This window comes from Mycobacterium adipatum (assembly GCF_001644575.1).
Classification (GTDB): domain Bacteria; phylum Actinomycetota; class Actinomycetes; order Mycobacteriales; family Mycobacteriaceae; genus Mycobacterium; species Mycobacterium adipatum.
Window position 1 is genome coordinate 4,285,903 of the sequence record NZ_CP015596.1, and the last position, 13,681, is coordinate 4,299,583.

Here is a 13,681-nt window from a genome sequence, read left to right on the forward strand (position 1 = left end):
CGGTGGGGATAGGCAATGATCGAGGGATGACCGACGCCGATACAACAACTCCTGACACCGAGTGGACGCCGGCCGAGACTGTGGACAGCTCTCCCGACGCGCCTCCCGCGGAGACCACCGCCGCCGAGGAGGACGCGCTTCCCGAGGATCGCTACCTCAACCGCGAACTGAGCTGGCTGGACTTCAATGCCCGGGTGCTGGCACTGGCCGCGGACCCGTCCCTACCGCTGCTGGAGCGGGCCAAGTTCCTGGCCATCTTCTCCTCCAATCTCGACGAGTTCTACATGGTGCGCGTCGCGGGCCTGAAGCGCCGCGATGAGATGGGGCTGTCGGTGCGATCCGCCGACGGCCTGTCCCCTCGGGAGCAGTTGCGCCGCATCGGTGAGCGCACCCAGCAGATCTCCAGCCGGCATGCCCAGGTGTTCATGGAGGCGGTACGACCCGCGCTGGCCGAGAAGGGCATCGTGATCGTCAGCTGGTCGGATCTGGACGAGGACGAACACGCGACGCTGTCCACCTACTTCCACGAGCAGGTCTTCCCGGTGCTCACGCCGCTGGCGGTGGATCCGGCTCACCCGTTCCCCTTCGTCAGTGGCTTGAGCCTGAACCTGGCGATCAGCGTGCGCCAGCCCGATGACCGGACCCAGCACTTCGCTCGAATCAAGGTCCCCGACAACGTGGACCGTTTCGTCGAGTTGCCCCGCCGCGAGAGCGAGGACGGCGCACCGGGCCCGGTGCGTTTCCTGCCGCTGGAGGAACTGATCGGCGCCTTTCTCCCGGTGCTGTTCCCGGGCCTTGAGATCGTCGAGCAGCACGCGTTCCGGATCACCCGCAACGCCGATTTCGAGGTCGCCGAGGACCGCGACGAGGATCTGTTGCAGGCGCTCGAGCGTGAACTCGCCCGGCGCCGGTTCGGCTCCCCGGTGCGTCTCGAGGTCGCCGACGACATGACCGAGAACATGCTCGAGCTGTTGCTGCGGGAACTCGATGTCCATCCCGGCGATGTCATCGAGGTGCCGGGACTACTCGACCTTTCGTCACTGTGGCAGATCTACGGGGTGGACCGGCCCGATCTCAAGGACCGCCCGTTCGTGCCCGCCACACCCGCCGCGTTCGGGGAGCGCGAGACACCGAAGAGCATCTTCTCGACGCTGCGTGACGGCGACGTGCTGGTGCACCATCCGTATGACTCGTTCTCGACGACCGTGCAACGTTTCATCGAACAGGCGGCCGCCGATCCGAATGTGCTGGCCATCAAACAGACGCTGTACCGCACCTCGGGCGACTCCCCGATCGTCAACGCGCTCATCGACGCCGCCGAGGCGGGCAAGCAAGTCGTGGCCCTGGTGGAGATCAAGGCACGCTTCGACGAACAGGCCAACATCAAGTGGGCCCGCGCCCTCGAACAGGCCGGCGTGCACGTGGTGTACGGGCTGATCGGATTGAAGACGCATTGCAAGACCGCACTGGTGGTGCGCCGGGAAGGCTCGACGATCCGGCGGTACTGCCATATCGGGACGGGTAACTACAATCCGAAAACCGCCCGGCTGTACGAGGATGTCGGGCTGTTGACTGCCTCACCGGATATCGGCGCCGACCTGACCGACCTGTTCAACTCGCTGACGGGGTACTCGCGCAAGGTGTCCTACCGCAACCTGCTGGTGGCGCCGCACGGCGTGCGCCGAGGCATCATCGGGCGCATCGAAGAGGAGACCGAAGCCCACCGCCAGAATGGGCAGGGCCGAATCCGGCTGAAGGCCAACGCCCTGGTGGACGAACAGGTCATCGACGCGCTCTACCGGGCATCGCAGGCCGGGGTCCGGGTGGAGGTCGTGGTGCGTGGGATCTGCGCGCTACGCCCCGGCCAGGACGGGCTTTCCGAGAACATCGTGGTGCGCTCGATTCTCGGCCGTTTCCTGGAACACTCCAGGATTATTCACTTCCGCGCCATCAATGAGTTCTGGATCGGCAGCGCGGACATGATGCATCGTAATCTCGACCGCCGCGTGGAAGTCATGGCACAGGTCAAGGATCCGCGGCTCACCGCCCAGCTCGACGACATGTTCGAGTCCACCATGGATCCGGCGACCAGGTGCTGGGAGCTTCAGGCGGACGGTCGCTGGAATGCGCTACCGCTGCCCGGCCAGACGGTGCGTGATCACCAGGTCGCGTTGATGGCGAGACATCGCTCGCCGTGATCGCCTCGACTGTCGGCCACTGACAACACCTAGGAGTTGATGTGACGGACAGTTCGTCCCGCAAGAAGGCACAGACCGTGCATGCCGCCGGTGCGGTGTTGTGGCGCGAGCTCGCGGGACGCCTGGAGATCGCCCTCGTGCACCGTCCGCGTTATGACGACTGGTCGCTGCCCAAGGGCAAGGTCGATCCCGGGGAGTCCCATCCCGTCACCGCCGTGCGGGAGATCCTGGAGGAGACCGGGTTCGCCGGCCGCCTCGGACGCCGGCTCGCCGTCGTCAGCTATCCCGTGGACGGCGCCGTGAAGCGGGTGGTGTACTGGGCCGCCGGAGCGGGCGACGGCGAGTTCACCGCCAACGACGAGGCCGACGAGCTGCTGTGGTTGCCGCCGAAGGAGGCGATGAAACGGCTGCAATACCAACTCGACCGTAAGGTACTGCGCCGCTTCGCCAAAGCCCCGGCGGCCACGCACACGACCGTCATCGTGCGCCATGGGCGGGCGGGGTCGCGGTCGAAATACAAGGGCGAGGATTGCGCACGGCCGCTGGACAAGCTGGGTCGCGCACAGGCCGAATCGCTGGTGGGTCAGCTACTTGCCTTCGGGGCCACCGAGCTTCACGCCGCCCCTCGGGTGCGGTGCGTGCAGACCCTGCAACCGCTCGCGCAGGAGATCGGTGCGGCCATCGACATCGAGGCAACCCTCACCGAAGAGGCCTACACGGCCGACAAGAAGTCGGGCCGCGCACGGGTTCTGGAGATCGCCTCCGGGGCGGCCGGTGCGACGCCGGTGATCTGCACCCAGGGCAAGGTGATCCCCGATCTCATCGCGTGGTGGTGCGAACGCGACGGCGTGCGGCCGGACAAGTCACGCAACCGCAAGGGCAGCATCTGGGTGCTGTCATCGGCCGAGGGCCGCCTGATCGCCGCCGACCATATCGCGAGCCCGTTGGCCGTCCTCGACTGACGGCCGCCTCCTGGGCCGCGACACACAAGAACACCCCAGAACTTCCGTTCTGGGGTGTTCTTGTGGTTTCAGCCGGAATTACTTGCGGCCGCGCTTGACCGGAGCCTTCTTGGCCGGAGCCTTCTTGGCCGGAGCCTTCGCGACAACCTTCTTGGCCGGAGCGGCCTTCTTGGCCGGGGCCGCCTTCTTGGCCGGAGCCTTCTTCGCCGGTGCGGCCTTCTTGGCTGCCGGAGCCTTCTTGGCCGGTGCGGCCTTCTTCGCTGCCGGTGCGGCCTTCTTGACCACAGCCTTCTTGACCGGAGCCGCCTTCTTGGCCGGGGCCGCCTTCTTCGCCGGAGCGGCCTTCTTCACTGCCGCCTTCTTGGCCGGGGCGGCCTTCTTGGCGGCGGTGCGCTTGGCCGGAGCGGCTGCCACACCACGCTTGACGGCCGGGCCGTCCGCCGGGAGACGCTGCGCGCCAGAGACAACCGCCTTGAACTGCGCGCCCGGGCGGAAGGCCGGAACCGACGTCGGCTTCACCTTGACGGTCTCACCGGTGCGCGGGTTACGTGCCACACGGGCGGCACGGCGACGCTGCTCGAATACGCCGAAGCCGGTGATGGTGACGCTCTCGCCCTTGTGCACCGCACGCACGATGGTGTCGACGATGTTCTCAACCGCGGCAGTAGCCTGTCGACGATCGGTGCCCAACTTGGTTGTGAGTGCGTCGATGAGCTCTGCTTTGTTCATGCAAACCCTCCGAAGTCCAGTGGTCCACCTTGGACCGACTAGAGGACACGGTAAACCTATTTGCCGCATATTTCCAAGAGCCACGCGCAGTTTCATACGTAGCTGAGCCATATTCGGCAATGGGATTGCCCCACTTGGACAGTGGTACCGGCGTCCGAGAATGGGGTTGCCGAGCCATATTTGGGGGGCCTACAAGCCCCGAAATCAGGCTGGCAGAGTCCGTGGTTTGAAGCTCGGCCTGCGCTTCTCATAGGCCTCGATTTCGTCCTGTTTCCGCAGCGTAAGACCTATATCGTCGAGCCCTTCCAACAGCCGCCACGCGGTGTAGTCATCAATCTTGAACGGCAGCAGGACCGTTCCAGCGGAGATGGTCCGATCTTGAAGATTCACAGTGATTTCCAAGCCCGGATTCTGCTCGATCAGCTTCCAGAGAAGTTCGACATCATCGTGGGACACTTCGGCGGCCAAAAGACCCGCTTTGCCGGCGTTGCCCCGAAAAATGTCGGCGAATCGGGGCGAGATGACCACCCGGAACCCGTAGTCCATGAGCGCCCAGACGGCGTGTTCGCGCGACGATCCGGTGCCGAAATCGGGGCCGGCCACCAAAACCGACCCCCTGTCGAATGGCGGCAGATTCAAAATGAACGACGGATCATTACGCCACGCCGCGAACAAACCATCCTCGAAACCCGTTCGGGTGACCCGCTTCAAATAGACGGCCGGGATGATCTGGTCGGTGTCGACGTTGGAACGGCGCAGCGGTACGCCGATCCCGGTGTGAGTGGTGAAAGCCTGCATGTCCTGGTGCTCCTTACGGTTCGAAGACCTAATGAGTGGCGGTGGCCGGTTCGAGGTCGGCCGGCGAGGACAGCGTGCCGCGCACCGCGGTGGCCGCCGCCACCGCGGGCGACACCAGATGGGTGCGCCCGCCCTTGCCCTGTCGACCCTCGAAGTTGCGGTTGGAGGTCGACGCGCAACGCTCGCCGGGGGCGAGTTGGTCCGGGTTCATGCCCAGGCACATCGAACAACCGGCCTGGCGCCATTCGGCGCCCGCGGCGGTGAAGATCGCTCCCAGACCCTCGGATTCGGCTTGCGCGCGCACCCGCATGGATCCCGGCACCACCAGCATCCGGACCCCGTCGGCCAGTTTGCGGCCCTGCAGGATTTGGGCGACCACGCGCAGATCCTCGATGCGCCCGTTCGTGCAGGACCCGACGAACACCGTGTCCACCGGGATTTCGCGCATCGGAGTGCCGGCGCGAAGATCCATATAGGTCAACGCTTTCTCCGCCGCCTGCTTGGCGTCGTCATCGAGCATGTCCTCGGGATCGGGAACCGTCGCCGAAAGCGGGACACCCTGGCCGGGATTGGTGCCCCAGGTGACGAACGGGCTCAATGTAGTCGCGTCGATGAAGACCTCGGTGTCGAATTCGGCGCCCTCGTCGGTGTGCAACTCACTCCAGGCCGCCACCGCGGCATCCCAATCGGCGCCGGTCGGCGCGTGCGGGCGCCCCTTGAGGAACTCGAAGGTGGTGGCATCGGGTGCGACCATGCCCGCCCGGGCCCCCGCCTCAATGCTCATGTTGCAGATCGTCATGCGGCCCTCCATCGACAAGGATTCGATGGCGCTGCCCCGGTATTCGATGACGTGTCCCTGACCGCCGCCGGTGCCGATCTTGGCGATCACGGCCAGGATGATGTCCTTGGCGCTCACCCCGTCGGGCAGCTCGCCGTCGACGTTGACCGCCATCGTCTTGAACGGTTTGAGGGGAAGTGTCTGGGTGGCCATCACGTGCTCCACCTCAGATGTGCCGATACCCATGGCGATCGCACCGAACGCGCCGTGGGTCGAGGTGTGGCTGTCGCCACAGACCACGGTCATGCCGGGCTGGGTGAGGCCCAGCTGCGGTCCGATGATGTGCACGATGCCCTGCTCGGCATCCCCCATCGGGTGCAACCGGATACCGAACTCCGCGCAGTTGCGACGCAACGTGTCGACCTGGGTTCGCGACACCGGATCGGCGATCGGCTTGTCGATATCGACCGTCGGCACGTTGTGATCTTCGGTTGCGATGGTGAGATCGGGGCGGCGCACCGGTCGTCCGGCCAGTCGCAGGCCGTCGAAAGCCTGTGGGCTGGTGACCTCGTGCACGAGGTGCAGATCGATGTAGATCAGGTCGGGTTCCTTGGCCGCACCTTCCCCGGCGCCGCGTGAGACGACGTGGTCGTCCCACACCTTCTCGGCCAGGGTGCGGGGCCGCGGACGTGACTGTGTCTGCTCCATGGGCATCTCTATTCGACTCGGGCGTCCTGCCGTGACGGGCTGGCAATCTCACGATGCGGGACGCTAGTATCTCCCTGTGAGACAGGATAGCGGTATCGGCGTCCTCGACAAAGCGGTGGGCGTGCTGCACACGGTGGCCGAGTCACCATGCGGTCTGGCCGAACTGTGCGAGCGCACCGGCCTGCCCCGGGCCACCGCACACCGGCTGGCCGCCGGACTCGAGGTGCACCGCCTGCTCGCCCGCGACGAGGAGGGCCGCTGGCGGTTGGGTCCGGCGCTCACCGAATTGGCCGGGCAGGTCAACGATCCGCTACTGGCGGCCGGCGCCGCCGTCCTGCCCCGGCTGCGTGAACTCACCGGCGAGAGCGTCCAGCTCTACCGCCGGGAGGGCACCTCTCGGGTGTGCGTGGCCTCCCTGGAACCTCCGGTCGGGCTGCGCGACACCGTTCCCGTCGGCACCCGCCTGCCCATGACGGCCGGCTCCGGCGCCAAAGTGCTACTGGCCTACAGCGATAGCGCCACCCAGCAAGCGGTGCTCACGACCGCCAAATTCACCGAACGCACCCTCGCGGAGGTACGCAAGCGGGGTTGGGCGCAAAGCGCCGCCGAGCGGGAATCCGGTGTCGCCAGTGTGTCCGCCCCGGTGCGCGACGTACGCGGCGCGGTGATCGCCGCCATCTCGGTGTCCGGGCCGATCGACCGGATGGGGCGCCGGCCCGGGGCCCGATGGGCCGCCGATTTACTGGCCGCCTCCGAAGCGTTGACCCGCCGGCTCTAGCAAACGTCGCACCCGGGTCCTATTCTCGACACCACGAGCGCAACGGCGCTGGCCGGAGGTGTCGATCACGGGTTCACAATCACCGCAGTGGTTGGCGACCGCGCGGATGCTGCGCAAGTCCGGTTTCGGTGCGACCGGGCGCGACATCGACGCCGTGGTGCGCCAAGATCGGGCGGCCTACCTGGACGCGGTGCTCGCCCTCGACCCGGCGTCCGACCCCGGCGCCATCGCGACACCGATGCGCTCCTATTCGACCCCGGCACTGCCCGCCAGCGAAGCCGCCACCGCACCCTTCGTGAACGAGATGCTGGCGCAGATGCAGGACCTGTCGGGATGGTGGATCCGCCGGATGGTCGCGGTGCGCCAACCCCTGCACGAGAAGCTGACCTTCGTCTGGCACAACCATTTCGCCACCTCGGCGGAGAAGGTGGTGGCGGCCGAGTTCATGGCGGAGCAGAACCAAACCCTGCGCAGGCATGCGCTCGGCGATTTTCGCGACCTGGCATACGCGATGCTGACCGACTCCGCGATGTTGCGCTGGCTCGACGGGCTGGGCAACACGAAGGAGTCGCCGAACGAGAATCTGTCCCGGGAGTTCATGGAGCTCTTCGCGCTCGGTCACGACAACGGGTACACCGAAGCCGATGTGCGCGAGGGCGCCCGAGCGCTCACCGGACGCGTCGACACCCTGGGCGACGGCACGGTGGTGGTATCGGCGCAGCACGACGGGGGTACCAAGACGGTTCTCGGCGTGACCGGCCCGCACGGAGACACCGAGTTCTGCGATATCGTGCTCGGCCACCCCGCCTCGGCCCGCTTTGTCACGAACAAGCTGTGGCGACTGCTGGCCACCGACGCCGACCCCGGCGCGGCCACCTCGGACCGGTTGGTCGCCGCCTACGGCCCGAACCGGGATCTGAAGGCGTTGACCAAGGCCATTTTTGTCGACCCCGACTTCATCGCCGGCGCCGGCACCGCCGTGGTGACGCCGGTGGAATGGTTGATCGGGATGCTGCGCTCGTTGACGGTGCCACTGGACGCCGCGAACACCCTGACGGCCTGCGATGTCGTGCTCAAGGTGATGGGCCAGCGGCCGTTTGCGCCACCGGATGTCGACGGCTGGCCGCAGGGCCGGGTGTGGCTGTCCAATACGAGTGCGGCCGCGCGGGTCTGGGCGGCCGACCGGTTCGTCCCGATGGGTGATCTCTCGACGGTGCAGGACGCCCCGGCCCCCGACCGGATCGACGCCGCGGGATATCTGCTCGGTATCGGCGCCTGGTCCGATTCGACGGCCGCGGCCCTGAAACCACTGACGGACAAGCCGGACCGGTTGGTCGCCGCGGCCGTCAACACGCCCGAGTACCTCACGGTGTGACGAAGGTGGGGTGAACAGAACAGATGCCGGATATCAATCGACGCAGGTTCTTGCTCGCCAGCGCGGGCGCGGCCGGGCTGGCCGCCGCGGCCGGCGCGGCGGTCACCCTGCCCCAGATATTCGACCGCGCCGAACAGCAGCCGCTGCCCGCCGACGCCGGAATCCTGGTGATACTGACGCTTTACGGCGGCAACGACGGCCTGAACACCGTGATCCCCTACACCGACGACGCGTATTACGACGCGCGTCGGAATCTGGCGTTCGGCCCGGACTCGGCGATCGACCTCGACGGTGTCTTCGGGCTGAATCCCGCGTTGACCGGCCTTTCGGCCGCGTGGCACAACGACAACCTGGCCATCATCCGCGGGGTGGGCTACCCGAAACAGGACCGCAGCCACTTCCGCTCGATGGACATCTGGCAGTCGGCCTCCCCGGAGGATCCGACCGCCACGGGTTGGATCGGCCGCTGGTTGGACGCCGGCGGAGACGACCCGTTGCGTGCGGTGAACATCGGCACGATATTGCCGCCGATGGCCATCGGCGAAAAGCACGTAGCGGCGGGGCTTTCGGCGACCATTCCCAAGATGCCCGACGATATGTCGATGGTTCTGGACGCGATGAGCGCGCCCGACCCGCACGACACCGACGCGATGGCGGCGGTGCGTGCCGACTACCGGGCCTACCGGACGACCGATGACACGTTCCGGACCTTCACCGACAGCCCGCTGCCCCAGACAGCGGCCACCGATCTCGGCAAGCAACTCGCCGACGATCTCGAACTGGTGGCCCAATGTGTGCGCGCCGGGGTGCCCACCCGGGTCTACATGGTCTCGCTCGGCGGATTCGACACCCACGCCAACGAGCGCGGTGACCAACAGCGACTGCTCACCGCTCTCAACGACGCCGTGACGCCGTTCCTCAAGCAGATGCGTAACAGCGCCTATGGCCGCAACGTGGTGACAATGATCTATTCGGAGTTCGGCCGCCGGGTCGCCGCCAACGCCACCCAGGGCACCGATCACGGCACCTCCGGTCCGGTACTGATCGTCGGGGAACCGGTGCGTGGCGGCTTCTACGGCGACGCCCCCAGCCTCACCGATCTCCAGGACGGTGACCTCAAGACCACAACCGATTTTCGAGACATCTATCACGAACTGCTCGACACGACCCTGGGCACCGATCCTGAGCCGTCGGTCGGCCCTGGCCGCAAAGCCGTCGGCTTCCTGTGATGTCACGGTCAGGGAACACCGGAACAAAAAGAGAAGTCCCAGGATTTCTCCTGGGACTTCACGGTGTACCCCCGATGGGATTCGAACCCACGCTACCGCCGTGAGAGGGCGGCGTCCTAGGCCGCTAGACGACGGGGGCTAGAACTTCCGGTGAGCCAGCATAGCTCAGGAGCGTAAGCAGACCTAATCACCGGTAGTGCTCTGATCGCTCATCGTGCGAGCGCTCATTGCAGCTGGGGTACCAGGACTCGAACCTAGAATGAGGGAATCAGAATCCCTAGTGTTGCCAATTACACCATACCCCATTTGATGCCCATCACCGCAGGTCAAGGCATCGGCCGACCCAATCAGCGGCGCGGAGGTTGTCTCCGCTGTGCTTCTCGGGCCGACGAACAGATTACCAAAGAATCGGAGCCACTTTTCACACCCCACCCCGTGCGGCCCGCAACCGGGCCAGGCTGCGGTCACGACCCAGCAACTCCATCGACTCGAACAGGGGCGGGCTGATCGTCGCGCCGGTCACCGCGACCCTGATCGGACCGAACGCCTTACGCGGTTTGAGCTCGAGACCCTCCAGCAGCGCCGTCTTGAGCGCTTCCTCGATCGAGGCTGTCGTCCACTGCGGCGCGGCCGCCAGCGCCGCCAGCGCCGCATCGAGCACCGGAGCGGCCTCGGCCTTGAGCTCCTTGGCCGCCGCCTTCTCGTCGAGCAGATAGCTGGCATCGTCGAAGAACTTCAACAGCTCCCACGCATCGCCGAGCACGACGATGCGGGTTTGCACCAGCGCCGCCGCCACCGCGAAACCGGCGTCGTCCAGCCCGGTGTCGTGGCCGTGCGCGTCCAGGTAGGCGCGTAGCCGGGCGGCGAAATCCTCGGGCGCCAACATCCGGATGTGTTCGGCGTTGATGGCGTCGGCCTTCTTCTGGTCGAACCGCGCCGGATTGGAGTTGACGTCGACGACGTCGAAGGCCGCGACCATCTCGTCGAGGCTGAACAGGTCGCGATCGTCGGCAATCCCCCAGCCCAGCAGCGCCAGATAGTTCAGCAGCCCCTCCGGGATGAAACCCCGGTCGCGGTGCAGGAACAGGTTGGACTGCGGGTCACGCTTGGACAGCTTCTTGTTGCCGTCGCCGAGAACGCTTGGCAGGTGGGCGAACTCGGGAATGCTATCGGTGACACCGATCCGGATCAGCGCCTGGTACAACGCGATCTGTCTCGGCGTGGACGGCAGCAGATCTTCACCGCGCAGCACGTGGGTGATCTTCATCAACGCGTCGTCCACGGGATTGACCAAGGTGTACAGCGGATCTCCGCTGGCCCGGGTGATCGCGAAATCGGGCACCACGCCGGCGGCGAAGGTGGTCTCACCGCGCACCAGATCGTTCCAGGTGAGGTCCTCGTCGGGCATCCGTAACCGCAGCACGGGTTTGCGGCCCTCGGCGGCGAAGGCCGCGCGCTGCTCGTCGGTGAGGTTGCGGTCGTAATTGTCGTAGCCCAGTTTGGGATTGCGCCCGGCGGCGACATGGCGGGCCTCGACCTCTTCGGGTGTGGAGTAGGCCTCGTACACCTCGCCGGCGGCGAGCAGTTCGGCGATCACCTCGCGATAGAGATCGGTTCGCTGAGACTGCCGGTAGGGCTCGTGCGGCCCGCCGATCTCCGGGCCCTCATCCCAGTCCATGCCGAGCCAGCGCAACGCGTCCAGGATCGCGTCGTAGCTTTCCTGGCTGTCCCGCGCCGCGTCGGTGTCCTCGATGCGGAAGACGAAGGCGCCACCGGTGTGCCGGGCGTAGGCCCAGTTGAACAGCGCGGTGCGGACCAGCCCGACGTGCGGGGTGCCCGTCGGTGAAGGGCAGAAACGTACCCGTACGGTCATCGCTATTTTCCTTTACGCACAACAGGATTGGACAGGGTGCCGATACCCTCGACGGTGATGCTGACGATGTCGCCGTCCTCGATCGGGCCGACCCCCTCGGGGGTCCCGGTCAGAATCAGGTCACCGGGCAGCAGCGTCATGACCGCCGACACCCATTCGATGATGGCGCCGACATCGTGCAACAGCAGCGCGGTATTGCTGTTCTGCCGGACCTCGATCTCCCCGACCGAACCGTCCTCGGCCCGGTGGATCACCTCGGTACGCAGGTCGAGCCCGGAGGGGTCGACGTCGGTCTCGATCCAGGGACCGACCGGGCAGAAGGTGTCATGGCCCTTGGCCCGCATCCACTGGCCGTCCTTCTTTTGTTGATCGCGGGCGGACACATCGTTGGCGATCGTGTAGCCGAGGATGTAGTCCGCGGCCTTCGCGGCGGGCACATCCTTACAGGGCCGCTCGATCACGGCCACCAGTTCGCCCTCGTGGTGCACCGGATGCGCGTCGGCGGGTAACTGGATGGCGACATTGGGGCCGATGATGGCCGTGTTCGGCTTGAGGAAGATCACCGGATCCTCGGGCGCCTCACCACCCATCTCCAGGGCATGCGCGGCGTAGTTCTTGCCCATACAGACCACCTTGCTGGCCAGGATCGGGGCCAGCAGTCGCACATCGGCCAGTGGCCAACTGCGGCCGGTGAAAGTCGGGTTCCGCGACAGGTACTGCTCGGCGATCTCGCGGCATACCGCGTCGGAGTTCGAGTCGCCCTCGATGACCACGAAGGCGACCCCGTCAGGACTGGCAATTCGACCGAGGCGCATGCGTTCAGCCTAGTGAGGCCCCCCACCCCACCGTCGCCGGGCGTCGGCCCGCCCCTGCACAACACCGCGGTGTTCCATATAGTGAGATGATAGTTCAATATCATGGGATCGGCGTGGCACCATGGCGCTATGGCCACGTCGTCGATCAGCACCGCGCGGCGGTGGTCCATGCTGGTGATCGCCCTGACAGCGACCACGTGCGCCAACGTGTTCATCAACGGCGCCGCGTTCCTCATCCCCACCCTGCACAGCGAGCGCGGCGTCGACCTGGCTGCGGCGGGACTGCTCTCGGCCATGCCGAGCTTCGGGCTTGTTCTCACGCTCATCGCCTGGGGATGGCTGGTGGACCGGGTCGGCGAGCGACTGGTCCTCACCGTCGGCTCGGCGCTGACCGCCGCGTTCGCCTTCGGCGCCGCCTCGGTGCACTCGCTGTTCGCCGTCGGCGCGTTCCTGCTACTGGGCGGGATGGCCGCCGCCAGCAGCAACTCGGCGAGCGGGCGGGTCGTGGTCGGCTGGTTCCCGCCGCACCAGCGCGGCCTGGCCATGGGTATCCGGCAGACCGCGACCCCACTCGGTGTCGGCCTGGGCGCGCTGGTGATCCCCCGGGTCGCCGAGAGCCAGGGCGTGGCGACCGCCTTGCTGTTTCCCGCGGCGGTATGCGTGCTGTCCGCGGTGATCTGCGCCGTCGGCGTCCTCGATCCGCCTCGGCCGCCCCGCGCCGAGGCGCCGGCCGAGCACCTCGCCAATCCGTATCGCGGATCGTCGATGTTGTGGCGCATCCACGCGGTCTCGGTCCTGCTGGTGATCCCGCAAGGCTTCTTGTGGACCTTCACGTTGGTCTGGCTGATGACCGAGCGTGGCTGGTCGGCGGCCTCGGCCGGCACCCTGGTGACCGTCGCCCAGGTACTGGGTGCCGGCGGCCGGATCGCCGCCGGCCGGTGGTCCGATCTCGTCGGATCGCGGCTTCGGCCCATCCGTTCCATCGCCGCCGCCGCCGCGGTGACGATGGCGCTACTCGCTCTCACCGACCTGCTGGACTCTCCGGCGAGCATCGTCCTGATGGTCGTCGCGGCCGTGGTGACGGTGTCCGACAACGGGTTGGCGTTCACCGCCATCGCCGAGATTGCGGGCCCGTTCTGGAGCGGGCGCGCGCTGGGGACCCAGAACACCAGCCAACATCTCGCGACCGCCATCGGGTCGCCGCTGTTCGGCGGACTGATCGCACTCGCCGGCTTCCCGGTCGCCTTCGCGATATGTGCACTGTGCCCGTTGGCGGCGTTCCCGTTGGTGCCCACCGAGCCCCGTCCGCTCGCCAAATAGCACATCTCAGAACAACTCTCAGCGCCACCTCGAGGTCCGCCGCTGTGGTGACCATCACGGCAACACGGCTTGTCGTCGCCCGGCCGAGGCTGCAGAATCGACATGCACATTGGATCTA

General features: G+C 66.6%; 11 protein-coding genes and 2 tRNA genes. 6 read left to right on the forward strand and 7 right to left on the reverse strand.

The window, feature by feature from the left end; all coding sequences use genetic code 11:
• Positions 1-26 precede the first annotated feature (26 nt).
• Positions 27-2,198, forward strand: coding sequence for an RNA degradosome polyphosphate kinase (locus A7U43_RS20355; RefSeq protein WP_067998838.1), 2,172 nt, complete (start codon positions 27-29; stop codon positions 2,196-2,198).
• A gap of 41 nt (positions 2,199-2,239) precedes the next feature.
• Positions 2,240-3,160 (forward strand): 8-oxo-(d)GTP phosphatase MutT1, encoded by a 921-nt coding sequence (gene mutT1 / locus A7U43_RS20360; RefSeq protein WP_067998840.1) that lies wholly within the window; start codon positions 2,240-2,242, stop codon positions 3,158-3,160.
• A 78-nt stretch (positions 3,161-3,238) separates the two neighbouring features.
• Here mutT1 and A7U43_RS20365 read toward each other — a convergent pair whose 3' ends face one another.
• The 3 genes from A7U43_RS20365 to leuC form a co-directional block, all read right to left on the reverse strand.
• Complete coding sequence (locus tag A7U43_RS20365) at positions 3,239-3,889, reverse strand: HU family DNA-binding protein (RefSeq protein WP_067998842.1); 651 nt, start codon at positions 3,887-3,889, stop codon at positions 3,239-3,241.
• A 204-nt stretch (positions 3,890-4,093) separates the two neighbouring features.
• Positions 4,094-4,687: a 3-isopropylmalate dehydratase small subunit gene (gene leuD / locus A7U43_RS20370; protein ID WP_067998844.1), complete on the reverse strand. Its 594-nt coding sequence runs from the start codon at positions 4,685-4,687 to the stop codon at positions 4,094-4,096.
• Positions 4,688-4,715: 28 nt separating this feature from the next.
• Positions 4,716-6,173 carry a 3-isopropylmalate dehydratase large subunit gene (gene leuC / locus A7U43_RS20375; RefSeq protein WP_067998845.1) on the reverse strand — a complete coding sequence of 486 codons (1,458 nt, stop codon included), beginning with the start codon at positions 6,171-6,173 and terminating at the stop codon, positions 4,716-4,718.
• 76 nt (positions 6,174-6,249) lie between these two features.
• Here leuC and A7U43_RS20380 point away from each other — a divergent pair, with 76 nt between their 5' ends.
• The 3 genes from A7U43_RS20380 (at position 6,250) to A7U43_RS20390 (ending at position 9,555) form a co-directional block, all read left to right on the forward strand.
• Complete coding sequence (locus A7U43_RS20380) at positions 6,250-6,951, forward strand: IclR family transcriptional regulator (protein ID WP_067998847.1); 702 nt, start codon at positions 6,250-6,252, stop codon at positions 6,949-6,951.
• 106 nt (positions 6,952-7,057) lie between these two features.
• Entirely contained in the window at positions 7,058-8,326 is a 1,269-nt protein-coding gene (locus A7U43_RS20385) for a DUF1800 domain-containing protein (RefSeq protein WP_068003275.1), read from the forward strand.
• Between the two features lie 23 nt (positions 8,327-8,349).
• On the forward strand, positions 8,350-9,555 hold the full coding sequence (locus tag A7U43_RS20390) for a DUF1501 domain-containing protein (protein ID WP_067998849.1): 1,206 nt from the start codon (positions 8,350-8,352) through the stop codon (positions 9,553-9,555).
• A gap of 66 nt (positions 9,556-9,621) precedes the next feature.
• Here the strand turns inward: A7U43_RS20390 and A7U43_RS20395 are convergent.
• The 4 genes from A7U43_RS20395 to A7U43_RS20410 form a co-directional block, all read right to left on the reverse strand.
• Positions 9,622-9,694 (reverse strand) — tRNA-Glu (locus A7U43_RS20395).
• A gap of 94 nt (positions 9,695-9,788) precedes the next feature.
• A tRNA-Gln gene (locus A7U43_RS20400) sits at positions 9,789-9,860 on the reverse strand.
• A 116-nt stretch (positions 9,861-9,976) separates the two neighbouring features.
• Positions 9,977-11,428 (reverse strand): glutamate--tRNA ligase, encoded by a 1,452-nt coding sequence (gltX, locus tag A7U43_RS20405; protein WP_067998851.1) that lies wholly within the window; start codon positions 11,426-11,428, stop codon positions 9,977-9,979.
• 2 nt (positions 11,429-11,430) lie between these two features.
• Positions 11,431-12,243 (reverse strand): fumarylacetoacetate hydrolase family protein, encoded by an 813-nt coding sequence (locus A7U43_RS20410; protein WP_067998853.1) that lies wholly within the window; start codon positions 12,241-12,243, stop codon positions 11,431-11,433.
• Between the two features lie 129 nt (positions 12,244-12,372).
• On the opposite strand from A7U43_RS20410, the gene A7U43_RS20415 reads away from it, so the two are divergent.
• Entirely contained in the window at positions 12,373-13,563 is a 1,191-nt protein-coding gene (locus A7U43_RS20415) for an MFS transporter (RefSeq protein WP_067998855.1), read from the forward strand.
• The last annotated feature ends 118 nt before the right edge of the window (positions 13,564-13,681 follow it).

Bases quoted from the DNA above. Each gene is read 5' to 3' on its own strand.
- A7U43_RS20355 (WP_067998838.1), top strand. From the start codon at position 27: ATGACCGACGCCGATACAACAACTCCTGACACCGAGTGGACGCCGGCC.
- A7U43_RS20365 (WP_067998842.1), bottom strand. From the start codon at position 3,889: ATGAACAAAGCAGAGCTCATCGACGCACTCACAACCAAGTTGGGCACC.
- leuD (WP_067998844.1), bottom strand. From the start codon at position 4,687: ATGCAGGCTTTCACCACTCACACCGGGATCGGCGTACCGCTGCGCCGT.
- leuC (WP_067998845.1), bottom strand. From the start codon at position 6,173: ATGGAGCAGACACAGTCACGTCCGCGGCCCCGCACCCTGGCCGAGAAG.
- A7U43_RS20385 (WP_068003275.1), top strand. From the start codon at position 7,058: ATGCTGCGCAAGTCCGGTTTCGGTGCGACCGGGCGCGACATCGACGCC.
- A7U43_RS20390 (WP_067998849.1), top strand. From the start codon at position 8,350: ATGCCGGATATCAATCGACGCAGGTTCTTGCTCGCCAGCGCGGGCGCG.
- gltX (WP_067998851.1), bottom strand. From the start codon at position 11,428: ATGACCGTACGGGTACGTTTCTGCCCTTCACCGACGGGCACCCCGCAC.
- A7U43_RS20410 (WP_067998853.1), bottom strand. From the start codon at position 12,243: ATGCGCCTCGGTCGAATTGCCAGTCCTGACGGGGTCGCCTTCGTGGTC.
- A7U43_RS20415 (WP_067998855.1), top strand. From the start codon at position 12,373: ATGGCCACGTCGTCGATCAGCACCGCGCGGCGGTGGTCCATGCTGGTG.